This window comes from Pseudomonas sp. BCRC 81390 (genome assembly GCF_030341915.1).
In the GTDB taxonomy this organism is placed as follows: Bacteria; Pseudomonadota; Gammaproteobacteria; order Pseudomonadales; family Pseudomonadaceae; genus Aquipseudomonas.
This window is the reverse complement of the sequence record NZ_JATAAG010000002.1, coordinates 65,207-90,633: the sequence shown is the minus strand read 5'-3', so window position 1 is coordinate 90,633 and position 25,427 is coordinate 65,207. Positions and strand designations below refer to the sequence as shown.

General features: G+C 63.1%; 28 protein-coding genes. 15 read left to right on the top strand and 13 right to left on the bottom strand.

Features of this window, described 5'->3' with window-relative positions:
* Positions 1–5 precede the first annotated feature (5 nt).
* Positions 6–983, bottom strand: a complete 978-nt coding sequence (locus QSV36_RS00680; RefSeq protein ID WP_289128959.1) for an NADPH:quinone reductase — start codon at positions 981–983, stop codon at positions 6–8.
* A gap of 134 nt (positions 984–1,117) precedes the next feature.
* On the opposite strand from QSV36_RS00680, the gene hemF reads away from it, so the two are divergent.
* Positions 1,118–2,029 (top strand): oxygen-dependent coproporphyrinogen oxidase, encoded by a 912-nt coding sequence (gene hemF, locus QSV36_RS00675; RefSeq protein ID WP_289128958.1) that lies wholly within the window; start codon positions 1,118–1,120, stop codon positions 2,027–2,029.
* 25 nt (positions 2,030–2,054) lie between these two features.
* Positions 2,055–2,879, top strand: a complete 825-nt coding sequence (aroE, locus tag QSV36_RS00670; protein ID WP_289128955.1) for a shikimate dehydrogenase — start codon at positions 2,055–2,057, stop codon at positions 2,877–2,879.
* Positions 2,880–2,923: 44 nt separating this feature from the next.
* Here the strand turns inward: aroE and QSV36_RS00665 are convergent, their stop codons facing one another.
* From QSV36_RS00665 to betC, 3 genes are all read right to left on the bottom strand, one after another.
* Entirely contained in the window at positions 2,924–4,489 is a 1,566-nt protein-coding gene (locus QSV36_RS00665) for a SulP family inorganic anion transporter (protein ID WP_289128952.1), read from the bottom strand.
* 114 nt (positions 4,490–4,603) lie between these two features.
* Positions 4,604–5,533: a choline ABC transporter substrate-binding protein gene (gene choX / locus QSV36_RS00660; protein ID WP_289128949.1), complete on the bottom strand. Its 930-nt coding sequence runs from the start codon at positions 5,531–5,533 to the stop codon at positions 4,604–4,606.
* Between the two features lie 16 nt (positions 5,534–5,549).
* Positions 5,550–7,067, bottom strand: coding sequence for a choline-sulfatase (betC, locus tag QSV36_RS00655; protein WP_289128947.1), 1,518 nt, complete (start codon positions 7,065–7,067; stop codon positions 5,550–5,552).
* 108 nt (positions 7,068–7,175) lie between these two features.
* On the opposite strand from betC, the gene QSV36_RS00650 reads away from it, so the two are divergent.
* The gene (locus QSV36_RS00650; RefSeq protein WP_289128946.1) at positions 7,176–8,075 is read left to right on the top strand and encodes a choline sulfate utilization transcriptional regulator; all 900 of its coding nucleotides are present in this window, start codon (positions 7,176–7,178) and stop codon (positions 8,073–8,075) included.
* A gap of 32 nt (positions 8,076–8,107) precedes the next feature.
* Here the strand turns inward: QSV36_RS00650 and QSV36_RS00645 are convergent, their stop codons facing one another.
* Entirely contained in the window at positions 8,108–8,725 is a 618-nt protein-coding gene (locus tag QSV36_RS00645) for an NAD(P)-dependent oxidoreductase (RefSeq protein ID WP_289128943.1), read from the bottom strand.
* A 51-nt stretch (positions 8,726–8,776) separates the two neighbouring features.
* On the opposite strand from QSV36_RS00645, the gene QSV36_RS00640 reads away from it, so the two are divergent.
* The gene (locus tag QSV36_RS00640) at positions 8,777–9,109 is read left to right on the top strand and encodes a DOPA 4,5-dioxygenase family protein (RefSeq protein WP_289128942.1); all 333 of its coding nucleotides are present in this window, start codon (positions 8,777–8,779) and stop codon (positions 9,107–9,109) included.
* 112 nt (positions 9,110–9,221) lie between these two features.
* Here QSV36_RS00640 and trpA read toward each other — a convergent pair whose 3' ends face one another.
* Positions 9,222–10,031: a tryptophan synthase subunit alpha gene (trpA, locus tag QSV36_RS00635; protein WP_289128940.1), complete on the bottom strand. Its 810-nt coding sequence runs from the start codon at positions 10,029–10,031 to the stop codon at positions 9,222–9,224.
* Positions 10,028–11,245 (bottom strand): tryptophan synthase subunit beta, encoded by a 1,218-nt coding sequence (trpB, locus tag QSV36_RS00630; protein ID WP_012269890.1) that lies wholly within the window; start codon positions 11,243–11,245, stop codon positions 10,028–10,030. The genes trpA and trpB overlap by 4 nt, the downstream gene beginning before the upstream one ends.
* A gap of 110 nt (positions 11,246–11,355) precedes the next feature.
* Between trpB and QSV36_RS00625 the strand changes: the two genes are divergently transcribed.
* On the top strand, positions 11,356–12,252 hold the full coding sequence (locus tag QSV36_RS00625; RefSeq protein ID WP_289128937.1) for a LysR family transcriptional regulator: 897 nt from the start codon (positions 11,356–11,358) through the stop codon (positions 12,250–12,252).
* On the opposite strand, the gene QSV36_RS00620 is transcribed toward QSV36_RS00625, so the two are convergent.
* Positions 12,249–12,572: an ElaB/YgaM/YqjD family protein gene (locus QSV36_RS00620; RefSeq protein ID WP_289128936.1), complete on the bottom strand. Its 324-nt coding sequence runs from the start codon at positions 12,570–12,572 to the stop codon at positions 12,249–12,251. The two genes, QSV36_RS00625 and QSV36_RS00620, sit on opposite strands and share 4 nt — an antisense overlap.
* A 150-nt stretch (positions 12,573–12,722) precedes the next feature.
* On the opposite strand from QSV36_RS00620, the gene QSV36_RS00615 reads away from it, so the two are divergent.
* Positions 12,723–12,938 (top strand): dodecin, encoded by a 216-nt coding sequence (locus tag QSV36_RS00615; RefSeq protein WP_170027603.1) that lies wholly within the window; start codon positions 12,723–12,725, stop codon positions 12,936–12,938.
* A 101-nt stretch (positions 12,939–13,039) separates the two neighbouring features.
* Entirely contained in the window at positions 13,040–13,261 is a 222-nt protein-coding gene (locus QSV36_RS00610; RefSeq protein WP_225779861.1) for a DUF1161 domain-containing protein, read from the top strand.
* A gap of 121 nt (positions 13,262–13,382) precedes the next feature.
* On the opposite strand, the gene QSV36_RS00605 is transcribed toward QSV36_RS00610, so the two are convergent.
* Positions 13,383–14,387, bottom strand: a complete 1,005-nt coding sequence (locus tag QSV36_RS00605; RefSeq protein WP_289128933.1) for an LLM class flavin-dependent oxidoreductase — start codon at positions 14,385–14,387, stop codon at positions 13,383–13,385.
* A gap of 155 nt (positions 14,388–14,542) precedes the next feature.
* Between QSV36_RS00605 and QSV36_RS00600 the strand changes: the two genes are divergently transcribed.
* Positions 14,543–14,968, top strand: a complete 426-nt coding sequence (locus QSV36_RS00600; RefSeq protein WP_289128930.1) for an OsmC family protein — start codon at positions 14,543–14,545, stop codon at positions 14,966–14,968.
* Between the two features lie 73 nt (positions 14,969–15,041).
* Positions 15,042–15,275: a DUF1161 domain-containing protein gene (locus QSV36_RS00595; RefSeq protein ID WP_289128927.1), complete on the top strand. Its 234-nt coding sequence runs from the start codon at positions 15,042–15,044 to the stop codon at positions 15,273–15,275.
* A gap of 36 nt (positions 15,276–15,311) precedes the next feature.
* Here QSV36_RS00595 and QSV36_RS00590 read toward each other — a convergent pair whose 3' ends face one another.
* Positions 15,312–15,725: a PA0061/PA0062 family lipoprotein gene (locus QSV36_RS00590; protein WP_225779864.1), complete on the bottom strand. Its 414-nt coding sequence runs from the start codon at positions 15,723–15,725 to the stop codon at positions 15,312–15,314.
* A gap of 55 nt (positions 15,726–15,780) precedes the next feature.
* The gene (locus QSV36_RS00585) at positions 15,781–16,194 is read right to left on the bottom strand and encodes a PA0061/PA0062 family lipoprotein (protein WP_289128925.1); all 414 of its coding nucleotides are present in this window, start codon (positions 16,192–16,194) and stop codon (positions 15,781–15,783) included.
* 66 nt (positions 16,195–16,260) lie between these two features.
* Here QSV36_RS00585 and QSV36_RS00580 point away from each other — a divergent pair, with 66 nt between their 5' ends.
* Positions 16,261–17,397: an aminopeptidase gene (locus QSV36_RS00580; protein WP_289128923.1), complete on the top strand. Its 1,137-nt coding sequence runs from the start codon at positions 16,261–16,263 to the stop codon at positions 17,395–17,397.
* A gap of 45 nt (positions 17,398–17,442) precedes the next feature.
* On the opposite strand, the gene QSV36_RS00575 is transcribed toward QSV36_RS00580, so the two are convergent.
* A complete protein-coding gene (locus QSV36_RS00575; protein WP_289128921.1) occupies positions 17,443–18,093 on the bottom strand; it encodes an HAD family hydrolase in 651 nt (216 codons plus the stop codon).
* A 59-nt stretch (positions 18,094–18,152) separates the two neighbouring features.
* A complete protein-coding gene (locus QSV36_RS00570; protein ID WP_289128918.1) occupies positions 18,153–18,701 on the bottom strand; it encodes a gamma carbonic anhydrase family protein in 549 nt (182 codons plus the stop codon).
* A gap of 102 nt (positions 18,702–18,803) precedes the next feature.
* Between QSV36_RS00570 and prlC the strand changes: the two genes are divergently transcribed.
* The 5 genes from prlC to QSV36_RS00545 all read left to right on the top strand — a co-directional run bounded on the left by prlC (position 18,804) and on the right by QSV36_RS00545 (position 25,390).
* Entirely contained in the window at positions 18,804–20,855 is a 2,052-nt protein-coding gene (gene prlC / locus QSV36_RS00565; protein ID WP_289128914.1) for an oligopeptidase A, read from the top strand.
* Complete coding sequence (locus tag QSV36_RS00560; RefSeq protein ID WP_225779870.1) at positions 20,852–21,133, top strand: YheV family putative zinc ribbon protein; 282 nt, start codon at positions 20,852–20,854, stop codon at positions 21,131–21,133. The genes prlC and QSV36_RS00560 overlap by 4 nt, the downstream gene beginning before the upstream one ends.
* Positions 21,134–21,243: 110 nt before the next feature.
* Positions 21,244–23,238, top strand: a complete 1,995-nt coding sequence (locus QSV36_RS00555) for a M3 family metallopeptidase (protein WP_289128909.1) — start codon at positions 21,244–21,246, stop codon at positions 23,236–23,238.
* Positions 23,239–23,316: 78 nt separating this feature from the next.
* Entirely contained in the window at positions 23,317–24,375 is a 1,059-nt protein-coding gene (locus QSV36_RS00550) for a PA0069 family radical SAM protein (protein WP_289128907.1), read from the top strand.
* Between the two features lie 295 nt (positions 24,376–24,670).
* Positions 24,671–25,390, top strand: coding sequence for a carbonic anhydrase (locus QSV36_RS00545; protein ID WP_289128904.1), 720 nt, complete (start codon positions 24,671–24,673; stop codon positions 25,388–25,390).
* Positions 25,391–25,427 lie beyond the last annotated feature (37 nt).

The following is a 25,427-nucleotide window of genomic DNA, read 5'->3' as shown; positions in this document are numbered from 1 at the left end:
ATCTATCAAGGCAACAATACCGTAGACCCCACAGTCCTGCGCGCCGACAGCTCCGCCTGTGCCTTGGCCGCCTCGCTCAGTGGGTACCGCTGCTGGATATCCACAACCAGCTTGCCACTGCCGATCATTGCAAACAGGTCATCAGCCATGGCCTGGGTGTTCTCGGCATTGTTGGCATAACTCGCCAGGGTCGGCCGGGTCACGTACAGCGAACCCTTCTGCGCCAGGATGCCCAGGTTCACCCCGCTCACCGCGCCCGAGGCATTGCCGAAACTCACCATCAAACCACGCGGCTGCAGGCAGTCCAGCGAGGTCAGCCAGGTGTCGGCGCCCACCCCGTCATACACCACCGGGCATTTCTTGCCGTCAGTCAGCTCCAGCACTCGTTTCGCCACATCCTCATGGCTGTAGTCGATGGTTGCCCACGCCCCCAGCGTCTTGGCCCGTGCGGCTTTCTCGGCAGAACTGACGGTGCCGATCAGCTTGGCACCCAGCGCCTTGGCCCACTGGCACGCCAACGAACCCACGCCGCCGGCCGCTGCGTGGAACAAGATCACGTCGCCTGGCTTCACCGCGTAGGTCTGCTTCAACAGGTACTGTACGGTCAAACCCTTGAGCATCACCGCCGCCGCCTGCTCGAAGCTGATGTTGTCAGGCAGCTTGACCAGGTTGGCCTCCGGCAGTGTATGCACTTCGCTGTAGGCACCCAGCGGGCCACCGGCATGGGCGACGCGGTCGCCGACCTTCAGGCGGGTCACGCCCTCGCCCACCGCCTCGACCACACCCGCCGCCTCGGTACCCAGCCCGGAGGGCAGCGATGGCGGTGCATACAGCCCGCTGCGGAAGTAGGTGTCGATGAAGTTCAGGCCGATCGCATGGTTACGCACACGCACCTGCTGCGGCCCGGGCGGCGCGGGTTCGAATTCCACAAACTGCAGCACTTCCGGGCCGCCATGCTGGCTGAACTGGATACGCTTGGCCATCTCGCACTCCTGTAGTGGGGATCGGGAAAGGCCTTCTATCGGACGCCTTTGCTTGATCGCCGTCAACTGCGGCACGCGCGCTGGCGGTGGTATGCTACGCGGCGAATTGTTCCCTGCCCGTTCCTGGTGACCCGATGACTAGCCGCACCGAGGCCGTGAAAGCCTATCTGCTCGACCTGCAAGACCGCATCTGCTCTGCCCTCGAAACAGAAGACGGCGGCGCCTGCTTCGTCGAGGACGCCTGGGTGCGCGAGGCCGGTGGCGGGGGCCGTACACGGGTGATCGGCGACGGCAAGGTGATCGAGAAAGGCGGGGTCAACTTCTCTCACGTATTCGGTGCCGGCCTGCCGCCGTCGGCCAGCGCCCACCGCCCCGAACTGGCGGGCCGTGGCTTCGAGGCCCTGGGCGTGTCGCTGGTGATCCACCCGCACAACCCGCATGTGCCTACCTCGCATGCCAACGTGCGTTTCTTCATTGCCGAAAAGGAAGGTGAAGAAGCCGTGTGGTGGTTCGGCGGTGGTTTCGACCTGACCCCCTACTACGGCAACGAGGAAGACTGTATCCACTGGCACCGCGTGGCCGAGCAGGCCTGCGCGCCGTTCGGTGCCGACGTGTACCCGCGCTACAAGGCCTGGTGCGACCGTTACTTCCATCTCAAGCACCGTGGCGAGCCGCGCGGTATTGGCGGGCTGTTCTTCGATGACCTGAACGAATGGGACTTCGATACCTGCTTCGCCTTCATGCGCGCCATTGGCGATGCCTACATCAACGCCTACCTGCCGATCGTCCAGCGCCGCAAGAACACGCCGTACACCCCGCAACAGCGCGAGTTCCAGGAATACCGCCGTGGCCGCTATGTGGAGTTCAACCTGGTCTACGACCGTGGCACCCTGTTCGGCCTGCAATCGGGCGGGCGTACCGAGTCCATTCTCATGTCGCTGCCGCCGCAGGTGCGCTGGGGCTACGACTGGAAGGCCGCGCCCGGCAGCGAGGAAGCACGCCTGACCGAATATTTCCTGCAGGACCGTGACTGGCTCGGCCAGTAAGCCTGTGCACAACGAAGGAACCGCCATGGATCAGTACGTCGTTTTCGGTAATCCCATCGGCCACAGCAAGTCGCCGCTGATCCACCGCCTGTTTGCCGAGCAGACCGGCGAGGACCTGGAATACGCGACCCTACTGGCGCCGCTGGACGAGTTCAGTGACTGTGCGCGTGGCTTTTTCAAGCAAGGCAACGGCGCCAACGTCACCGTGCCATTCAAGGAAGAGGCCTACCGCCTGTGTGACAGCCTGACCCCGCGCGCCCAGCGCGCCGGCGCAGTGAACACGCTGAGCAAGCTGGCCGACGGTACCTTGCAGGGCGACAACACCGATGGCGCAGGCCTGGTGCGTGACCTGACGGTGAATGCCGGGGTCGAGTTGGCAGGCAAGCGCATCCTGATCCTCGGTGCTGGCGGCGCGGTGCGTGGCGTGCTGGAGCCGCTCCTGGCGCACAAGCCGCAGTCGCTGGTAATCGCCAACCGCACCGTGGAAAAAGCCGAGCAGCTGGCGCGGGAATTCGATGAGCTAGGGCCGGTGGTGGCCAGCGGTTTCGCCTGGTTGCAGGAGCCGGTGGATGTGATCATCAATGCCACCTCGGCGAGCCTCGCCGGAGAGTTGCCGCCGATTGCCGACAGCTTGGTCGAAGCGGGGCGCACGGTTTGCTACGACATGATGTATGGCAAAGAGCCGACGCCGTTTTGCCAGTGGGCTGCGAAGCTGGGGGCGGCAAAAGTGCTGGATGGGCTGGGGATGCTGGCTGAGCAGGCGGCCGAGGCATTCTTCGTCTGGCGCGGGGTGCGTCCGGATACGGCGCCGGTGTTGGCTGAATTGCGCCGACAGCTCGCTCGGGGCTGAAATTGTCGGGGCCGCTAGGCGGCCCCAAAAATATCAACCCAAGCTCATTCCTCAAACCGGATCGGACACAGCTCCGCCCCTTCCAGCTTCTGCAATTCCTCGATCACCTGCGGCCTGGCCCGATGCAGTGTCAGGCTCCCCCCTGCCCGCCGCAACCGCCGCGCCTCGCGGTGCAACATATCCACGCCCGAGTAGTCGATGAAGTTTACTTGCCGCGCATCGATTACCACATGCGGCCCCTGGCAGCGCTGCAAGCGCACCTGCAGGTAATGCGCCGCACCAAAGAATATCGACCCGCCCACTCGCAGCACATCCGCCTCGCCTTCACGGCTCTGCTGTACCCGTGGCCGCGAGGTACGCTTCAGATAGAAGAACAGCGACGCCAGCACGCCCGCATAGATCGCCGTCTGCAGCTCCAGCAACAAAGTCGCTGCCGCCGTCAGCGCCATCACCAGGAACTCCGAGCGGCTGACCCGAAACAGCGCCCGAATGCCCCGGTGGTCCACCAATCCCCAGCAGATCAGCAGAATGCTGCCGGCCATGGCCGGAATCGGCAGATGCGCAATCAGCCCGGCCCCGGCAACAGCAAACAGCGCCACCCACAGCGCCGAAAATACCCCGGCCAGGGGCGAGCGGGCGCCAGCGTCGTAACTCAACCCGGAGCGGGTGAAGGAGCCGGAAGACAGGTAACCGGAGAAAAACGCACCGACGATGTTCGACAGGCCCTGTGCGCGTATTTCCTGGTCTGCATCGACTAACTGCTCCGAGCGTGCTGACAACGAGCGGGCGATCGACAGGCTGGTGACCAACCCGAGCATACCCACCGCCACGGCACTGGGCAGCAGCCGCAGGATCAGTTCCACATCCAGCAAGGGCAGCGGGCTGAAGGGCGGCAATTGGCCGGTGAACGCCGGCACTCGCGGCACATGGCCAAACACGCCGGGCAGCAACCAGGCCAGCAGGCTGACCAGAATCAGGCTGAGCAACAGGCTCGGCCAGCGTGGGCGCCAGAGCTTGAAGGCCACGCCGATCACCACGGTGGCCAGGCCCAGCACCAAGGAAGGCAGGTCTACCTCACCGGCGTGGCTGGCCAGGTCCTGCACGGTCTTCAGCGCAGTGGCCTGGCTGGGCAGGTCCATGCCCAGCAGGTTGGGCAGCTGGCCCAGGGCAATGACGATGGCAGCGCCCAGGGTGAAGCCAAGCACCACGGAATGGGAGACAAAGTTGACCAGCGCGCCGAAGCGCAAAAGCCCGAGCAGCAACTGGAACAGGCCGCCGAGGAAGGTCAGCAACAACACCAGGGTTACGTAGTCGGCGCTGCCGGCCACGGCCAACGGGCTGATGCTGGCGTAGAGCACGATGGAAATGGCGGCGGTCGGGCCACAGATCAGATGCCAGGACGAGCCCCACAGGCAGGCGATCAGCACCGGCACGATGGCGGCGTACAGGCCGTATTCGGCAGGCAGGCCGGCGATCAGGGCATAGGCGATGGATTGTGGCAGGGCGAGGATGGCACCGCTCAGGCCCACCAGCAGGTCCTGACGCAGGCTGCGGCCCGATTGGCGCGGCAGCCAAGTGAGGAAGGGCAGCAGGTGAGCGAGGCGATGCATGCGATATCCAGGTTTCCGAAGGTGCACTGTCCTCTGTAGGAGCGGGTCTACCCGCGAATGCATTGGTGGCCTCACTGACGCATTCGCGGGTGAACCCGCTCCCACAGGATCGGTTTAGAGCTTGGTTTTTACTGCTTTGCCAGCATCCTCGCCAGTTTTGGTGCTCACACCGGCCAACCACCCTTCCAGCACCTCGGGATGCGCTTTCACCCAGGCCTTGGCCGCTTGGTCGAAGCTGATCTTCTTATCCACAACCTCGGCCATGATGCTGTTTTCCATATCCAGCGTGAACTTCAGGTTTTCCAGCAGCTTCGCCGCATTGGGGCAGGCTTGTGGATAACCTTTGCGGGTCAAGGTATAGACGTCGCCTTTGCTGCCGAACCACTTCTCCCCGCCGGTCAGGTAGTGCATTTTCAGCTTCACGTTCATCGGGTGCGGGGTCCAGCCGAGGAAGGTGATGAACTGCTGTTTTTTCACCGCCCGGTCAACCTGCGCCAGCATCGCCTGCTCGCTGGATTCCACCAGCTTCCATTGGCCAAGGTTGAATTCATTCTTGTCGATGATTTCCTTCAGCGACAGGTTGGCCGGGGCCCCGGAGCCAATCCCGTAAAGCTTCTTGTCGAACTGGTCGGCGTGTTTCTGCAGGTCGGCAAAGTCCTTCACTCCGGCATCCCACACATAATCCGGCACTGCCAGGGTGAACTCGGTTCCTTCCAGGTTGCGCGACAGCTGCTTTACGTCGCCATTGGCTATGAATTTGTCATGAAAGCCCTGTTGCGCAGGCATCCAGTTACCAAGGAAGGCATCTACGCGGCCATCTTTGAGGCCGCCATAGATGATCGGCACAGCCAGGCTGTCGATCTGTACCTGGTAACCCAGGCTTTCCAGTAGCAGGCGGGCCACGGCGTTGGTCGAGGCGATATCGCTCCAGCCCGGGTCGGCCAATTTCACGGTAGTGCATTGCGTGTCGCTGTCGGCGGCGTAAGCGGTGCCCACGCCCAGGCTCATGGCCAGGGCGAACACGGCGGCGGAGAACTTATGCATGGCGGCCTCTCTTTACTCATTCCAAGGGGGCGGGCTGTGGATAACGTGCCTTGCGCTCGAGGTCGTCGAGATCGATGTGGTTGCGCATGTACTGTTGGCTGGCGTCCACCCAGGGTTGGTGGTCCCAGCTTTTCAGCTTGCCGATGGCCAGCGCCTCGGCCACCAGCCGGCGCCGCCGCTGGCTGGCCAGCACTTGCTGGCGCAGGCTGGGGATATCCCAGCGTTGCCGTGCTTCATCGACAAATGCCTGCAGCAGCGCCTGATGGTCCGGGCTGCTGGTGAGGTTCTCCCGCTCGTGCGGGTCGCGGCTCAGGTCATAGAGTAGGCATGGGTCGTCTTCGCTGTACACGAACTTGTACGGTCCACGGCGAATCATCATCAGCGGCCCGACCGTGCCTTCGGCCATGTACTCGCCGATGACCTCGTCGTGGCCGCCCTGCCCTTGCAGGTGACCAAGCAGCGAGCGGCCGTCCAGGTGCAGGTTTTTATCCACAGACCCACCAGCCAGTTCGACCAGCGTCGGCAGCAAGTCGCAGGTCGACACCGAGGCGTCCACGCGGCCTGCGGCGAAACGCTTGGGCGCGTGTATCAGCAGCGGCACCCGCGCCGACATCTCGAACCAGTGCATCTTGTACCAGAGGCCTCGCTCACCGAGCATGTCACCGTGGTCGCCGGAGAACACGATCACGGTGTTGTCGGCCAGGTCGCATTCCTCGAGGGTTTGCAGCAGTTGGCCAATGTTGTCGTCGATGTAGCTACAGGCGCCGAAGTAGGCTCGGCGGGCATCGCGGATCTTGTCCGCCGGCAGTGGCTTGTTCCACAAGTCGTAGACCTTCAGCAGGCGCTGCGAGTGGGGGTCGAGTTCCGTCTGTGCGAACTCGGCGCGTGGCATGGGGATATCCACACCCTCGTAGCGATCCCAGTAGCGCCTGGGGATGGTGTACGGGTCGTGCGGGTGGGTCATCGACACGGTCAGGCAGAACGGTTGGCCATGGTTTTCGCGAACGTGGTCGTACAGGTACTGGCGTGCCTTGAACAGCACTTCTTCGTCGAAATCCAGCTGGTTGGTACGCACGCACGGGCCGGCCTGCAGCACCGAGGACATGTTGTGATACCAGCTTGGGCGCACATCCGGTTCATCCCAGTTCACCGCCCAGCCGTAGTCTGCCGGGTAGATATCGCTGGTCAGACGTTCTTCGTAGCCATGCAACTGGTCCGGGCCACAGAAGTGCATCTTGCCCGACAGTGCAGTGCGGTAGCCCAGGCGGCGCAGGTAGTGGGCATAGGTCGGTACATCGGCGGGGAAGTCGGCGGCGTTGTCGTACGCGCCAATGCGGCTGGGCAACTGGCCACTGACCAGGGTGAAACGAGACGGGGCGCACAGCGGGCTGTTGCAGTAGGCGGCGTCGAACACCACCGCTTGCTCGGCCAGGCGGCTCAGGTGCGGCATCTGGATCGGCGAAGGGGCATAGATCGGCAGCAAGGGCGCGGCCATCTGGTCGGCCATGATGAACAGGATATTCGGACGCGTCATGGTGGCTTCCATCGTTGAGAGTTATGCGAACCGCTTGCCTACCAAGATGCGGCCGTGGATAACTTGGGTAAAGCCCATGGCGAACAATGACCAGGATTAGCCACGCTTATGTTTGACCACCTCGCCGATTTGTCGCTGGATACCTTGCGCGTGTTCGAGGCCGCTGCGCGGCTGCGTGGCTTTACTGCTGCGGCGCTGGAGCTGGGCACCACGCAGCCGGCGGTGAGCCAGCAGGTCAAACGGCTGGAGGCTCAGTTGGGCACGCGCTTGTTCGACCGCATCTACCGGGGCATCGAGCTGACCGAGGCTGGCCAGGTGTTGTTCGAACAGGTGCAGCAGGGCCTGCAGGCCATGGATGACGGCATCGCCCTGGCCAGTGGCCGCGGCCAGCGCGAGGTGCTGCACGTGGCGACTGACTTTGCTTTCGCGGCGTTCTGGTTGATGCCGCGGTTGCAACGCTTTCACCAAGCCTATCCACAGGTGGACGTGAGCCTGGTGACCGGCGAGCGCAGCCAGGGCATGTTGCGCCCGGATATCGATGTGGCGGTGCTGTTCGGGGACGGGCGCTTCCATCAGGGCGAGAGCCGCTGGCTGTTCGATGAGGAAGTTTTCCCGGTCTGCAGCCCGCGGCTGATTCATGGCAAACCCTTGTCAGCCGAGGCTTTGCAACGATTGCCGTTGTTGCACCTGAAGGGCGAGCAGGCCAGCCGCTGGTTCGACTGGGCCGGGGTGTTTCGCGGGTTTGGCGTGGCCAGCCCGCCGCCGCCGGGGCAGTTGCGGTTCGATAACTATACGTTGCTGATTCAGGCCGCGATCGCCGGTCAAGGCGTGGCTATTGGCTGGGGGCATCTGGTGGACGGGCTGGTGGAGCAAGGGCTGCTGTGCCGGCCACTGGAAGGGAGCTTGCGTTCGGCGCGGGGATATTACGTGGTGCTGCCACCGCGCAAGCGGCGTGGTGCGTTGATCGAGCGGTTTGTGGATTGGTTGGAGCGTGAGCGCAGCCTTTGAGATCGTCGGGGCTGCTGCGCAGCCCAGGTCATCTAGACCACGAAGTTCAGATGTTCGCCCCGGTGCAAATCCAGCTCCAGCATATCCACCATGCCCGCCGCGACCCTGGCCAGGTGCCGCAGCGGCTCAGCCAACCCCGGTTCCAGCGTGCCCTCGGTATTGCGAAAATGCTCCATCCCCAATCCGGGCAGCTCCTGCGGTGCATTGATCAAGGTCCAGTGCAAGGCACTGCGCTGCAACCCATCGACCACCTGGTCCACGCATTCCCGCTCCGCTTCACTGTATTTGCCTGGCCCATCCAGCACAGCGAAATCGCCCACCAGCAACAGCCGGCGTATAGTCGTACGCTTGAGCCCCGCCACCAGCGCCTCGCTCATGCGCGCCTGGCCTGGCAGGTCGCCCGGCGCCAGCGTGGATAACAGGGCAATCACCGCCGAACCGCCTGCTGCGGCCTGTTCCGCCTGGTTGGCATCGCCCAGCCCGCCTATCTTGAAATGCAGGCCCGGGCGCGGCGCGTGGCGGTTGAGGTCATCCACCACGGCCGTGACTTCGTGCTGGCGCGACAGCAGTTCGACCATCAGGGCATTGCCCAGGCTGCTTTCAGGCCCGAACAGGACCAGCTTGAACACTGGTGTTTCGGCGTTTTTCACGGCATCACTCCCTTGCAGGTGGTGATGGTTGGACCGCAATCAGGAGTTATCGTGCAGAGGATCAAGGGCTACCACGCTCACGTGTACTACGACGCAGCGACCATGCAGCAGGCCCGTGCATTGTGCGAAGAAGCCGCGCGGCTGTTCCCGGTGACCATGGGGCGCATGCACCAGAAAGCGGTAGGGCCACACCCGGACTGGAGCTGCCAGCTGGCATTCGGGCCGGAGGTGGTGGGGGTGGTGTTGCCGTGGTTGGCGTTGTATCGCAAGGGGCTGGTGGTGTTCATGCACCCGCTGACCGGGGATGAACTGGCGGACCACCGCGACCATGCGATCTGGATGGGGGCTGTGCGGCCTTTAGACCTTTCGATTTTCGGGGGCTAGGCCGTGTGCTGACGTCATCGCCGGCAAGCCAGCTCCCACAGGGATAGCACAGGGCCTGAGCCTGGCGCTGTAACTGTGGGAGCGGGCGAGCCCGCGAAGATGGCGATGCGGTTCAGCGGCGGGCGCCGCGCACCCCTTCAGCCAGTGCCGAGCAGAGGCTCAGCACATCGTTCACCGCCTGCTCGCCGCTCTTGGCCTGGGCGATCTTGTCGACCAGCGCCGAGCCCACCACCACACCATCCGCCAGACGGGCGATGTTCGCCGCCTGCTCCGGCGTGCGAATGCCGAAGCCAACGCTGATCGGCAGATCGGTATGCCGACGCAGGCGGGCAATGGCCTCGGTCACGTGTTCGGTGGTCGCCGAGCCGGCGCCGGTCACGCCGGCCACCGACACGTAGTAGACGAACCCGGAGCTGCGCTCCAGCACGCGCGGCAGGCGCACATCGTCGGTGGTCGGGGTGGTCAGGCGGATGAAGTCGATGCCTGCGGCCTGGGCCGGGGTGGCCAGTTCGGCGTCGTGCTCCGGCGGCAGGTCGACGATGATCAGGCCATCGACGCCCGCTTGCCTGGCTTCGGCCACGAACTGTTCCACGCCAAAGCGATGGATCGGGTTGTAGTAGCCCATCAACACGATCGGGGTGGTCTGGTTTTCCACACGGAAATCGCGAACCATCTGCAGGGTCTTGGCCAGCGTCTGGCCGGCTTCCAGGGCACGCAGGGTGGCCAGCTGGATGGCCACGCCATCGGCCATCGGGTCGGTGAATGGCATGCCCAGTTCGATCACGTCGGCACCGGCTGCCGGCAGGCCCTTGAGGATCTGCAGTGAGGCGTCATAGCCCGGGTCGCCCGCAGTAATGAAGGTGACCAGTGCCGAGCGGCCTTCGGCCTTCAACTCGGCGAAGCGTTGTTCAAGACGGCTCATGCCTGTTTCTCCTGGGCGGCCATGTGGTTCATGACGGTTTGCATGTCTTTGTCGCCGCGGCCCGAGAGGCACACGACCATCAAATGGTCCTTGGGCAGCTTTGGCGCGCGCTTGATCGCCTCGGCCAAGGCATGGGAGCTTTCCAGGGCCGGGATGATGCCTTCCAGACGGCAGGTGGCATGGAACGCATCCAGCGCTTCGTCGTCGGTGATGCTGACGTATTCCACACGTTTCACTTCGTGCAGGTAGGCATGCTCCGGGCCGATGCCCGGGTAGTCCAGGCCGGCGGAAATCGAATGGGCGTCGGTAATCTGGCCGTCTGCATCCTGCAGCAGGTAGGTGCGGTTGCCATGCAGCACGCCTGGGACGCCGCCGTTGAGGCTGGCGGCATGCTTGTCGGTGTGCACGCCGTGGCCACCGGCTTCGACGCCAATGATCTGCACGCTCGGCTCTTCGAGGAATTCATGGAACAGGCCCATGGCGTTGGAACCGCCACCGACGCAGGCGACCAGGCTGTCTGGCAGGCGGCCTTCCTTCTCCTGCAACTGGGCGCGGGTTTCCTTGCCGATGATCGACTGGAAGTCGCGGACCATGGCCGGGTAAGGGTGTGGGCCGGCCACGGTACCGATCAGGTAGAAGGTGTCTTCGACGTTGGTGACCCAGTCGCGCAGGGCCTCGTTCATGGCGTCTTTGAGGGTGCCGGTGCCGGCGGTGACCGGGACGATCTCGGCGCCCAGCAGCTTCATGCGGAACACGTTGGCCTGCTGGCGCTCGATGTCGGTGGCGCCCATGTAGATCACGCAAGGCAGGCCGAAGCGCGCGGCAACGGTAGCAGTGGCAACGCCGTGCATGCCTGCACCGGTTTCGGCGATCAGGCGCTTCTTGCCCATGCGCTTGGCCAGCAGTACCTGGCCGATGCAGTTGTTCACCTTGTGCGCGCCGGTGTGGTTGAGCTCTTCACGCTTGAAGAAGATCTTGGCGCCGCCGCAGTGTTCGGTCAGGCGCTCGGCGAAGTACAGCGGGTTGGGGCGGCCAATGTAGTCGCGCTGGAAATAGGCCAGCTCTTCAAGGAATTTCGGGTCAGCCTTGGCTGCCTCGTATTCGCGGGCCAGGTCCAGCACCAGAGGCATCAGGGTTTCGGCCACGTAGCGGCCGCCGAACGAGCCGAACAGGCCGTTGGCGTCGGGGCCGGGGCGGTATTGGGACTGGGTCATGGGGCGCTCCAGGGCGTAATGGATGAGTGATGGGCTTTACTCTAACCACGACAGGCCCGGCTGAAAACCGATAAGATTGCGCAAACTTGTCAGGAAAACTCACAGGTAAAATGGCCCACGACCTCCCTCCCCTCAACGCCCTGCGGGCCTTCGAGGCCACCGCCCGGCTGAATAGCGTCAGCCAGGCGGCTGAAGCGTTGCACGTTACCCATGGCGCAGTCAGCCGGCAACTCAAGGTGCTTGAAGAGCACTTGGGTGTAGCGCTGTTCGTCAAGGATGGGCGCGGCATCAAACTCACAGATGCCGGTGTGCGTCTGCGTGATGCCAGCGGCGAAGCCTTCGACAGGCTGCGCAGCGTATGTGCCGAGCTCAGCCGTGACGTGAGCGAGGCGCCGTTCGTGCTGGGCTGCTCGGGCAGCCTGCTGGCGCGCTGGTTCATTCCACGGTTGGGGAGACTGAAGGCGGATTTACCCGAGTTGCGCCTGCACCTCTCGGCAGGCGAAGGTGACCTCGACCCGCGCCGGCCGGGGTTGGATGCGCTGTTGGTGTATGCCGAACCGCCGTGGCCGGCGGACATGCAGGTGCACATGCTGGCCGAGGAACGCATCGGGCCAGTGCTCAGCCCGCATTACTCAGGTTTCGAGCGCTTGCAGGGGGCGCCTGCCAGCGCCCTGCTCGACGAGGCCCTGCTTCACACCACCTCACGCCCGCAGGCTTGGCCGACCTGGGCGGCGGAACAGGGGCTGAACCCGGCGGCACTGCATCATGGGCAGGCTTTCGAGCACTTGTATTACCTGCTGGAAGCGGCGGTGGCAGGCCTGGGCGTAGCCATCGCACCGCAGCCGCTGGTCGCCGATGACCTGCGGGCCGGGCGTCTGAGTGCGCCTTGGGGCTTTTCCCCCACCTCCGCAGTGCTGGCGTTGTGGGTGCCTCGGCGCGCCGCGGACGGGCGCGCCGAGCAGCTGGCGCAGTGGCTACGTGCCGAACTGGCCGGCCAAGGTGCTTAGTTGCGCTTGCACAGCAAGTAGGCCGCCAGCAGACCCAGTGCGCCGATGGCGACGCCTGCCGTGGTGTAGGGGTGCTGCTGGGCGTAGTCACGGGTGGCGATGCCGGTCTGGCGGGTACGTTGCTTCACTTCCTCGTAGGCGTCGCTCAGCAGGCTACGGGAATGACGAAGGGCGCTTTCGGCGCTGCTGCGGATAGCCTTGACCGACTTCTGGGACTCTTCCGAAGCGTCATGCTTGAGGCTTTCCAGGCTCTTCAGCAGGCTCTCGATCTCGGCTTCCATGCTTTCCAGGGATGCTTTTCGCAGCGAATTGCGGGGCATGTTGACTCTCCTTCGCGTTGTGGGCTGTAGAGGTTGCGACTGCCAAGCGAAGCGAAAGTGCGATCGAACTTTCCACATTCGTGTCGGCTCGCAGGTAAACCCTGCCTACGCTGCTAGGCTCAATCACACCGTCATCCAAGGAGAGTGCTCATGACCGATCATCACACGTACAAGAAGATCGAGCTGGTAGGGTCTTCGACCACCAGCATCGAAGAGGCGATCAACAATGCCCTCGCTGAAGCCGGGAAGAGCATCAAGCACCTTGAGTGGTTCGAGGTGGTCGACACCCGTGGCCATATCCGCGACAACAAGGCGGCGCACTTCCAGGTTACGCTGAAGGTCGGCTTCCGTATCGCCAACAGCTGAAATGTTACCGGGCTGGATGAGTCCGGCAGGATGGGATATTCAATAAGCGGGCGCCTCGGCAGGCGCCCTTTCTGATCGCGTCTGCACAAGGAAAGTAATCGATGAACAAACTGATTCTGGCGCTGGGCCTGATGAGCCTGGCCGGTGGTGCGTTGGCAGCAGGCAAGCCCTGCGAGGAGCTGAAGGCGGAGATTGCCGCCAAGCTGGATGCCAAGGGGGTTCAGGGATACACCCTGGAGGTCGTGAAGAAGGGCGAACCGGCGGGCAAGGTGATTGGTAGCTGCGAGGCCGGCACCAAGGAGATCGTGTACCGCCGTGGCTGATGGCATGGCGTCATCGCCGGCCAGATAGGCCTTGTCTGTGGCGCTGTCCGAGTAGACGCGGCCTTGTGTCGCGAAGGGCCGCGCCTACAGCTGACCGCGCCGGGTTTGCCGACACCGAAGGTCACTCGGCCCTGAGGGCCTGCGCCAGCAGTTCATAGGACCGCACCCGGTCGGCATGCTCATACAGGTCACAGGTAAAGATCAGCTCATCCGCTCCGGTCTGCTCCAGCAGCACTTCCACCTTGGCCCGCACTTTCTGCGGGCTACCAATCAGCGCCAGGCCCAGGAAGCTGCCCACCGCATCCCGCTCATGCGGTAGCCACAGGCCATCCATGCTCGCCACCGGCGGTTTCTGCATCAGGCTTTGCCCGCGTATCAGCGCCAGGATGCGCTGATACACCGATGTGGCCAGGTATTCGGCCTTTTCATCGGTTTCAGCCACGACCATGGGAATGCCCAGCATCACGTACGGCTTGTCCAGCATGGTCGAGGGCTTGAAGTGGTTGCGGTACACGCGGATCGCCTCGTGCATGTAGCGTGGTGCGAAGTGCGAGGCGAAGGCGTAGGGCATGCCGCGCATGCCGGCCAATTGGGCACTGAACAGGCTGGAGCCAAGCAGCCAAATGGGCACATCGGTATCGTGACCTGGCACCGCGATGACTTTCTGATCATCGGTACGCGGGCCGAGATAACGCGACAGCTCCTCGACATCGTCCGGGAAATCGTCCGGGCCGCCAGCACGGTCGCGGCGCAGGGCGTAGGCGGTCATCTGGTCGGAACCCGGTGCGCGGCCCAGGCCAAGGTCGATGCGCCCCGGGTACAAGCTGGCCAGGGTGCCGAACTGTTCGGCGATCACCAGCGGTGCATGGTTGGGCAGCATGACCCCGCCGGAACCCACGCGAATGCTCGAAGTGCCGCCGGCCAGGTAGCCGATCAGTACTGAAGTAGCCGAGCTGGCGATGCCGTCCATGTTGTGGTGCTCAGCCACCCAGAAGCGGTGGTAGCCAAAGCGTTCGACGTGTTGCGCCAGGTCCAGCGAGTTGCGTAGCGACTGCGCCGGGCCGGCGTCGGCGCGCACCGGCACCAGGTCGAGGGTGGATATTTTCAGGTCACGCAGCTGTGTCATGGAGCCTCCGCAGAAGTGGTTGGCCAGAGGCCTTTTTGACTCTGTATGGGCGCATTCGTTGGATTCAATGCCTGCAGTCAGATTGCGCTGAACTTGCCCGGCTCGACAGGCCTCTGAACCGGTAGACGTCTGTAACCCAGTGACCAGGAGGCAGCATGAAAAAGACAGCATCGGCGATCTGGCAAGGTGGCCTGAAGGATGGCAAAGGCCTGCTTTCCACGGAAAGCGGGGCGCTCAAGCAGAACCCCTATGGCTTCAATACCCGCTTCGAAGGGTCGCCCGGCACCAACCCGGAGGAGCTGATCGGTGCGGCACATGCTGGCTGCTTCTCGATGGCGCTGTCGATGATGCTGGGTGAAGCGGGGCTGACTGCCGAGCGGATCGACACGGCTGCCGAGGTGACCCTCGACAAGCAACCTGATGGCTTTGCCATTACCGCCGTACACCTGGTGTTGCGGGCCAAGGTGCCCGGGGCAAGCGAGGCGCAGTTCCTGGAGATCGCCAACAAGGCCAAGGCCGGCTGCCCGGTGTCCAAGGTGCTCAACGCCAGGATCAGCCTGGATGCGGCGCTGGTGGGTTGAAGCGGTGCAATGGGGGCAGTTTGCTGTAGGCTAGACCGCGTCGGCAGCATGCTGCCCTTTGAGGAGCCGTTTCATGATACGCGTAGCAATCGCCGTGTTGGCTTCCCTGGTCGCCACCTCTGCGTTGGCGGCGGTAAAGCCGTGCGAGGAGCTCAAGGGTGAGATCGAGGCCAAGATACAGGCCCAGGGGGTTGCCTCCTACACGTTGGAGATCGTGCCCAATAGCGAGGTCAAGGACCCGAACATGGTCGTCGGAACCTGCGATGGCGGGACCAGGAAGATCATCTACCAAAAGAATGATCAGTAGCTTCGCAACCTCGGGGCTGCGCTGCAGCCCCTGGGTTCAGGGGATGCAGAACACTTCGCTGGGTTCGTTGACCACTACCTTGCGGTTGCCGTCATACAGTAGCACTTGCGGCTCCATCACCGGTGCCCTGGCCTCCAGGCGATAGCGTTCACCGGCCTTGAAGTTGTCGAAGCGCACGGTCAGGTAACAGGTGCGGTCTCTAGGGTCGGTAGTAATGCCGCCTGAGTAGATCTCGTAATCGAAACGCACGACCAGCTCGTGCTTGCCGGGCGTCACCTGAAAGTAACGGCCATCATCCAGACGCTTGCCGTCGAGGCGGTCGGCCATGATTACCCTGCCCGGGGTCATGGTGTAGAGATCGACCCAGGCCTGCTTGGGATCGACGGGCGGCAAGGGGCTGGCGCAGGCCCCCAGGGTACTGAGGGCGATCAGCATCATCGGCTGGCGCATGGCAAGACTCCCGCTTGCGATTCACAAGGTACAAGCATAGCGCCATTTGTGCGTGTCAGCTGTGCTGGCAGCCGGCAGGCAAGCCCTGCCCGACCAGCTTTTGCTGATGATCGTAGAGCTTGATCCAGGGACGGAAACCGATGCTTCCGGCCTGCAGCTGGTAGCGCTGGCCGGCGCTGAAGTCCTTGAAGGTCAGCTTGACCTGGCAGTCGCGCCACAGCGGCTCGTCGACCGGGCCGATATTGCTGGGGGTAACCGGAAACTGGTAGCGCACGGTCAGCTCGTGGCTGCCGGGCGGTACTTCGAAATAACGGCTGTCGGCCCAGTCTCGTTCATCGACTTGCAGCGCATGCAGCGAGGTATTGTCGTACGGGGTGAGGTCGATCCAGGCCTGGTTCGGGTCTGGGTCCGGCAGGGTCGAGCAGGCGGATATCAGCAACAGTAAGCCGGCAACCAGCAGTGCGCGCATGGCGAAACTCCCCCTTGGCGAGATAGTCTTGAAGTGAAACGGCCTAGAGCGAGTCTGACGTACCGGATGCTTCGATTTTTTCTTGTTCAGCGCTCGGGCCTTGGGGCACTCGACCGCATTTTCACCCGTTTGGTTCCACCGCTTGCCGCGCTCCTGCTGAACGGTTGCGCCAGTACGGCCTATTACGGGCAGTTGGCCGAAGGGCAGTGGCAACTGCTGCGCGCCCGTCAGTCGGTGGAGCAGCTAGTGGCCGATCCTGCTACGCCGCCGCAATTGCGTGAGCGCCTGACGCATGCTGAACAGGCGCGTGTGTTTGCCAGCCAACAGCTGAAACTGCCAGATAATCGCAGCTACCGGGTCTACGTGGAACTCGGTCGGCCCTACGTGGTGTGGAATGTGTTCGCCACGCCCGAGTTGTCGTTGCAGCCGGTCACGCACTGCTTCCCGATCGCCGGCTGCGTGGCGTATCGTGGTTACTACCAGCTTGGCGCAGCACGCGGGGCGGCGGCATTGATGCGGCAGGACGGCATGGACGTTTATGTGAGCGGCGTGGAGGCCTATTCGACCCTGGGCTGGTTCGATGACCCGATCCTGTCGTCGATGGTTGGCTGGGGCGATGAGCGCCTGGCCACGCTGATCTTCCACGAGCTGGCCCACCAGCGCTTCTATGTGCAGGACGACACCGAGTTCAACGAATCGTTTGCCTCCTTCGTCGAGCAGGAGGGCACGCGGCAATGGCGCGTGGCGCGCGGGCTCGCAGCAGTTGACCAGGCCCAGGGGCAGCAACGTGAGCAGTTCATCCGGCTGGTGCTGGCCAGCCGCGAGCGGTTGCAGGCCGTTTATACCGGGCCGCTGGATGAGGCGCACAAGCGGCTGGCCAAGCAGGCTGAGTTCGAACGGCTGAGGCGAGAGTACCGGCTGCTGCGTGATGGCCAATGGGGCGGCGACAAGCGTTACGACGCCTGGGTATACGGGCCGATGAACAATGCCAAGCTGTTGCCGTTCGGGCTGTATGACCAGTGGGTGCCAGCGTTCGCGGCGCTGTTCCGCGAGGTGGGTGGGGACTGGGCGCGGTTCTATGAGCGGGTGGAGCAGTTGGGAAGGCTGCCGAACGAAGAGCGGAAGGCGGCGTTGCAGCGGTTTATGGTTGACCCGTCAGATGTTGCTGCCCATCGCGGTGCAAAGCCTGCGCGGCCCTGGTAGGAGCGGCCTTGCGTCGCGATGGGCTGCAAAACAGCCCCATGGCCCTCAAGCCTCGAGAAACGCCCGATGCATTTCAGCCAAGGTTGCAAAGTGATAGGCCGGCTCCTCGGCCATCAACTCCTCCTGGCTGCCAAACCCATATCCCACCGCCACCGCCTGCAAGCCGTTGCTGCGTGCACCGATCAGGTCATGCTTGCGGTCCCCGATCATCAGCGTCTGCGCCGGGTCGAGCCCTTCTTCGTCCAGCAGATGGCGAATCAGCTCGACCTTGTTGGTGCGCGTGCCGTCCAGTTCACTGCCGTAGATCACCTTGAAATGGCGGTCGAAGGCGAAGTGGCGGGCGATTTCACGGGCGAATTCCCAAGGCTTGGAGGTGGCGATATACAGTGTGCGCCCTTGCTTGTTCAGGGCTGTGAGCAGTTCCGGCACACCTTCGAACACCAGGTTTTCGTACAGGCCGGTGACGCGGAAGCGTTCCCGGTAGAAATTCACCGCCTCCCAGGCCTTGGCCTCGTCGAAGCTGTAGAACTGCATGAACGCCTGCAGCAAGGGCGGGCCGATGAAGTGCTCGAGGCGGGCCAGGTCCGGCTCGTCGATGCCCAGCTTGGCCAGGGCGTACTGGATCGAGCGGGTGATGCCCAGGCGTGGGTCGGTCAGCGTACCGTCGAGGTCGAAGAGGATGTTCTGCTGGTGCATTTACATAGGTTCCACTTGAGTGCTGCGCGGCCTTCTTCGCGGGCTCGCCCGCGAAGCGGTCATTCAGGTTGATCGAAGCCTTCGGCCAGGTGCTGGTCCTTGAGCTTCACATAGTTGCTGGCGCTGTAGGCAAAGAACGCATGCTCCTTGTCATTCAGCAGCCGGGCCTGTTTCACCGGGCTGCCCATGTACAGGTAGCCGCTGACCAGGCGTTTGCCCGGCGGTACCAGGCTGCCGGCGCCAATGATCACTTCGTCCTCGACGATGGCGCCATCCATGATGGTGCTGCCCATGCCGACCAGGATGCGGTTGCCCAGGGTGCAGCCATGCAACATGACCTTGTGACCGATGGTCACCTCGTCGCCGATGATCAGCGGGAAGCCGTCAGGGTTGAACGGGCTGGCGTGGGTAATGTGCAGGACACTGCCGTCCTGCACGCTGGTGCGTGCGCCGATGCGGATACGGTGCATGTCGCCGCGCACCACGGTCAGCGGCCACACCGAGCTGTCCTCGCCGATCTCCACGTCGCCCAGCACTACCGCCGAACGGTCGACAAAGACCCGTGGTCCAACTTTCGGAGTGTGTTGCTGGAAGCTTCGGATGGCCATGATAGTGTCTCTCATCTGTGCCGATAGGCAGGCTGCCTGCTGCGGTCGGCGTCGATTGTAATTAAGATGGGGCAGTGTTTCTTCTGCCAAGGTATCCAAACCGTGAGTGCGAACAACCCGCTTCTGCAGTCCTACGATCTGCCGCCCTTCTCGCAAATCCGTGCCGAACACGTGTTGCCGGCGATCGAAGCGATCCTGGCCGACAACCGTAAAGCCATTGCCGAGATCCTCGAAAAGCAAGGCAAGAACCCCACCTGGGCCGGCGTGGTGCTGGCCATGGACGAACTGAACGACCGCCTGGGCGCCGCCTGGAGCCCGGTCAGCCACCTCAATGCGGTGTGCAACAGCCCGGAGCTGCGCGAGGCCTATGAGTCGTGCCTGCCGGCGCTCAGCGCCTACTCTACCGAACTCGGGCAGAACCGTGCGCTGTTCGAAGCCTACCAGGCGCTGATCGACAGCCCGGAGGCCGCCGGCTTCGACGTGGCGCAAAAGACTATCCTCGAGCATGCCCTGCGTGACTTCCGCCTGTCGGGTATCGACCTGCCGGCGGACAAGCAGCAGCGCTACGCCGAAGTGCAGAGCAAGCTCAGCGAACTGGGTAGCCGCTTCTCCAACCAGTTGCTCGACGCCACCCAAGCCTGGACCAAGCACATTACCGACGAAGCTGCATTGGCCGGCCTGACCGATTCGGCCAAGGCGCAGATGGCTGCCGCCGCCCAGGCCAAGGGGCTCGACGGCTGGCTGATCACTCTGGAGTTCCCCAGCTACTACGCAGTGATGACCTACGCCGACGACCGCGCCCTGCGCGAAGAGCTGTATGCTGCCTACTGCACCCGTGCCTCGGACCAGGGCCCGAATGCCGGCCAGTTCGACAACGGCCCGGTAATGCAAGAAATCCTCGCCCTGCGCCAGGAGCTGGCCGAACTGCTGGGCTACAAGAATTATGCCGAGCTGAGCCTGGCCACCAAGATGGCCGAGTCCAGTGACCAGGTGCTGAGCTTCCTGCGCGACCTGGCCAAGCGTTCCAAGCCGTTCGCCGCTCAGGACCTGGCGCAGCTCAAGGCCTATGCTGCCGAGCAGGGCTGCCCCGAGCTGGCCAGCTGGGACGCCGGTTACTTCGGCGAAAAACTACGCGAGCAGCGCTACAGTGTGTCGCAGGAAGCCCTGCGCGCCTACTTCCCGATCGACAAGGTGCTGGGTGGCCTGTTCAGCATCGTGCAGCGCCTGTACGGCATTGAAATCGCTGAACTCAAGGGTTTCGACAGCTGGCACCCGGATGTTCGCCTGTTCGAGATCAAGGAAAACGGCCAGCACGTCGGGCGCTTCTTCTTCGACCTGTACGCGCGCGCCAACAAGCGTGGCGGTGCCTGGATGGACGGCGCGCGTGACCGCCGCCGCACCGCCGATGGCCGGTTGCAGAGCCCGGTGGCCAACCTGGTCTGCAACTTCACTCCGGCAGCCCCGGGCAAGCCGGCCTTGTTGACCCACGACGAAGTGACCACGCTGTTCCACGAATTCGGTCACGGCCTACACCACCTGCTGACCCGCATCGAGCATGCCGGTGTTTCCGGCATCAACGGCGTGGCCTGGGACGCTGTCGAGCTGCCCAGCCAGTTCATGGAAAACTGGTGCTGGGAGCCTGAAGGCCTGGCGCTGATCTCTGGCCATTTCGAAACCGGTGCGCCGCTGCCGCAAGACCTGCTGGACAAGATGCTGGCGGCGAAGAACTTCCAGTCGGGCATGATGATGGTGCGCCAGCTGGAGTTCTCGCTGTTCGACTTCGAGCTGCACGCCAGCCATGGCGATGGCCGCAGTGTGCTGCAGGTGCTCGAGGGCGTACGCGATGAGGTGTCGGTGATGCGCCCACCCGCGTACAACCGCTTCCCGAACAGCTTTGCGCACATCTTCGCGGGCGGTTATGCGGCTGGTTACTACAGTTACAAGTGGGCCGAAGTGCTGTCGGCCGATGCCTTCTCGCGCTTCGAGGAAGAGGGTGTGTTGAATGCCGAGACCGGTCGCGCGTTCAGAGAGGCGATACTGGCGCGTGGCGGTTCGCGCGAGCCGATGGTGCTGTTCGTCGACTTCCGTGGCCGGGAACCTTCCATCGATGCCTTGCTGCGCCACAGTGGCCTGAGCGAGGAGGCTGCAGCATGAGCGAGGTAGCCGTGAACAAGACCAAGAAGCGCTTCATTGCCGGGGCGGTGTGCCCGGCATGCAGCGAGACCGACAAGCTGATGATGTGGAATGAAGACGGCGTACCGCACCGCGAGTGCGTAGCCTGTGGCTTTACCGACACCCTCAACGAGCAAGGCCTGTCAGTGCCGAAGGAGCTTGGGACGCGGGTCAACCAGCAGGCACCGAAAGCGGCGCCGGCCAAGGTCCAGACCGTGCAGTTCTTCCCGAACCCGAAGCTGAAGAAACCGGCTGAATAATGCCTTCGTGCCGCCCGGGCGCAATGCCCGGGTGGTAGATAGTCAGGCCTCGTGCCGCGCAGCAACCCCGCAAGCTCCCCTGCTCTCCACTACGAGCAAGGTGTAGCGTCATGGGCAACCCGCTGCTGCAAAATAGCCATATCCCCGTCGATTATTCGGCGATTACCCTTGAAAACATGGGTGCCGCCTTCGCGCATGTGCTATTGGCGCATGAGCAGGGCATCGACCGCATCATCCACGACCAGCAGGCGATGCCAACCTGGGACGACATGGTGCTGGCGGTGGATGGCCTGGATGCCCAGCTGCTATCGGTGCTATACGCCGCTTCTCCGCTGGTTGGTCGGGATGATGATTGGGCCGATGCCATCATCGGGTTCTACGACAAGGCAATGGCACGTATGGACGAGAAGTTCGCCAACTCCGTCCTCCATTCGTTGTATGAGCGCCTGGCCTGCAGCGATATCGGCAAGCAGCTGGATGCGCACAAACGCGCGGTACTACGCTGGCACCTGAACAAGTTCACTGCCAGTGGCGCGCTGCTCGACGCCGCCGCGAAGGTGCGCCTGGCAGAACTGCAGCAGCACATTGCCGCTGCACGCGACGCATTCCGCATCAATATCAACCGGCCAGGGTTGCACATCACCGATGAAACCGAGCTGAGCGGCGTTCCGCAGCGGGTCCGCGATGAATGGGCTGAACGTGCACGAGAAGCGGGGAAGTCGGGCTGGTTGATCGCCTGTGAAAGTGTGGCCACCGATGACGCGCTCAGGTATGCCGGGAACCGCCAGCTACGTGAGCGTGCGTATCGCGCCTACCATTCTCGCGGGGTCAGTGACGAGCCTGCGGAGGATAACGGTTCGCACCTGCTGCAACTGGCAGCATGGCTTGACGAAAAGGCGCGCATGCTTGGCTTTGCCAGCCATCTGGAGGGGAGCCTGCTGCTGAAGAGTGCGGGCTCGGTTACCCATGTGCGGGATTTTCTTCACAACCTGGCCGAGCATGTCCGCCCTGCCATGTTGCAATGGCGCGCGAAGATCGAGCGTCAGGCGGCGGCCAGGGGACTGATGTTTTTGCAACCCTGGGACATCGCTTACCTGCAGGCGTCGTCGCCTGCTGTTCTGCCCAGCGAAGCCTTGCGCGAATACTTCCCGCTGAACGCTGTGGTCACTGCGTTGCAGCAGCTGGCGGAGCGGCTGTTGGGTTTGCTGCTGCGGGCCAGACCGCTGCCTACCTGGGATGCCAGCGTGCAGGCGTTCGAAGTGTGGCAGGACAACGCTTTCATCGGTTTCTTTTACCTGGATGCCGTGCAGCATGCCGGCAAGCAGTCTGACTCGGTGTACACCACTTACATCCGTAACCGCAGGGTAGATGCCGCCGGGATCTATCAGGCTGCCGCGGTGGTGGTGTTCAGTGACGTGCCGCAAGGGCTGCCCGGTAGCCAGCCGTTGCTCGACCACCTGTCGCTTCGCAAGTTGTTCCATGAGTTTGGCCACGCCCTGCACCACTTGCTGGTGCGCACGACCAACCAGATGTTGTCCAGCGTCAGTGAGCTTGGCACAGATGGCGTGGAACTGGTCGGCAAGTTGTTCGAACGCTGGGTCTGGGATGCGGACTACCTGGTGGGGATCTCATCGCACCACCTGGGTGGCAGCCCGCTTGACCGTGCACGGGTCGGCGAATGTCTGGATCGCTTGCGGCAGCAAGGCGTGGAAGAGATGGCACGTGACCTGAGCCTGGCCCTGTTCGACCTGGACCTGCATGCCACGCCAAACGATGGCAAGACGCTTGAGCAACGTCTGGGGGAAGCCCGCGAACGGTGTGGCTACTGGCCGCTGGCCGACTTCGAGCACCCCGCCCATGCCTTCGACCACCTGGTGAATGGCTACGATGCAGGTTATTACGCGTACCTGTGGTCGGACGTGCATGCCTTCGACCTGTTCACCCGCTTCGAAGCCGCAGGGCTGCTGGACCGGGCCACTGGCCGTGAATTGCAGGAGGCGTTGTTCGCTCCCGGCGCATCCCGGCCGCTGCGCGAAGGTATCGAAGCATTCCTTGGCCGAGCGGCGAGCCATGCGCCGTACCTGCGCTGGCATGGCCTGGGCTGAAGGTACGCTGACCAGAGGTGCTGGATAGATCGTTGCACGCATTGTACTGTATATAAATACAGCATATGGGGCAGAGCCATGATTCACCCAGCACCGCCTAAGGGCCGCGGTACGGCACACAATCCACACAACCGCTTTGCCCCCAGCCACTCGGTGGCGGAGGATGACGGCTGGTACCAGGAGGTGCCGCAAACCCAGGGCACCGAGGTGCGGGTCGAGGCGGCCAAATCGGTGATCAGCCATAATACCTCCCCCGATTTGCCGTTCGATCGGTCCATCAATCCCTATCGAGGTTGCGAGCACGGCTGCATCTACTGCTATGCCCGCCCCTCGCATGCCTACTGGGACCTTTCGCCCGGCCTGGATTTCGAAACCAAACTGATCGCCAAGACCAACGCTGCCGAGGTACTTGCGCAACAACTGAGCAAGCCGGGTTATGTATGCTCGCCGATCAACCTGGGCTCCAATACCGACCCGTACCAGCCGATCGAGCGGGAACAGATGTTGACCCGGCGCCTGCTCGAAGTGCTGCTGCGCTTTCGCCATCCGGTGACCATTGTCACCAAGGGCGCGCTTGTCCTGCGCGACCTCGACCTGCTGGCTGAAATGGCCAGGCAGCGGCTGGCGCGGGTAATGATCAGCCTCACTACTTTGGACGACGACCTCAAGCGAGTACTCGAGCCCCGTGCGGCCTCGCCCAAGGCCAGGTTGCGCGCCATTCGCGTATTGCGCGAAGCCGGCGTGCCGGTGGGCGTGCTGTGTTCGCCGATGATTCCGATGATCAATGACAGTGAACTGGAGCGCCTGCTAGAAGCGGCCCGGGAGGCAGGTGCACAGAGTGCGGCCTACATGATGCTGCGGCTGCCGCTGGAAGTGGCGCCGCTGTTCGAACAATGGCTGCAGGACCATTACCCGCAGCGAGGGGCCCACGTGCTCAGCCTGATTCGCCAGAGCCGTGGCGGTGAATTATACGACAGCCGCTTCGGCACACGAATGCGCGGTGAAGGGGTTTTTGCCGAGTTGCTGGCGCAACGCTTCGCCAAGGCCATGAAGCGGCTGGAGTTTGAGGGGCGGGAAGCGCAAGCGCTGGATTGTTCGGCGTTTTGTCCGCCCGGTGGGCAGATGGCCTTGTTCTAGGTACCCAAAAGGGCGAATTGCCAGCCTTCAATGCGACTAATCCAAGCAAATAATTGCAGTAATGGCTCTTGGCAGCTGATGGTTTTTTGCTATTATCCAGATCCCGCCTCTCTCATCTGGAACACGCGTTCTAGAGCCTCTGAATTAAGTTTCAGTTAAGTTTTTCCCGCTAGCGTAGGAAATCAGTCTCCACCGACTGTGATTTATGGCCCGTGCGCGTCATCTAAAACCCTGCATAGCCAGAATCTTTCACCGGTAAAATGGATTTACCTACACACCGTCAAGAGGATGAATCATGCCCGTCAAGGACCCATCCAAGGTCATTCCGCAGGTCCCCGCGGAGAGCGCCGATGCCGCCCTTAAGCACATCGTCGACGGCTTCCTGCGTTTTCACCATGACGTTTTCCCCGAGCAGCAAGAGCTGTTCAAGAAACTCGCCACCGCGCAAACCCCGCGCGCCATGTTCATCACCTGTGCCGACTCGCGCATCGTTCCCGAGCTGATTACCCAGAGCTCGCCGGGCGACCTGTTCGTGACCCGTAACGTCGGCAACGTGGTACCGCCCTACGGCCAGATGAACGGCGGCGTTTCCAGTGCCATCGAGTACGCCGTGCTGGCGTTGAAAGTGCACCACATCATCGTCTGTGGCCACTCCGACTGCGGCGCCATGCGTGCGGTGCTCAACCCACAGTCGCTGACCAAGATGCCGACTGTTTCCGCCTGGTTGCGCCACGCCGAAGTGGCCCGCACCGTGGTCGAGAACAACTGCTCGTGCGGTAGCGAACACGAAACGATGCAGGTGCTGACCAAGGAAAACGTCATCGCCCAGCTGCATCACCTGCGCACCCACCCCTCGGTGGCTTCGCGCCTGGCAGCCGGTGAGCTGTTCATCCATGGCTGGGTCTACGACATCGAGACCAGCAAGATCGAAGCCTACGACGCCGCCAGCGATAGCTTCCTGCCGCTGGCCGCTGGCGAGCCGGTCCCCTGCGCTACTCCGAGAGGCCGCTACTAAGCGACCCATCCGCCTGCTGAAACCTTGATAGCCGGCT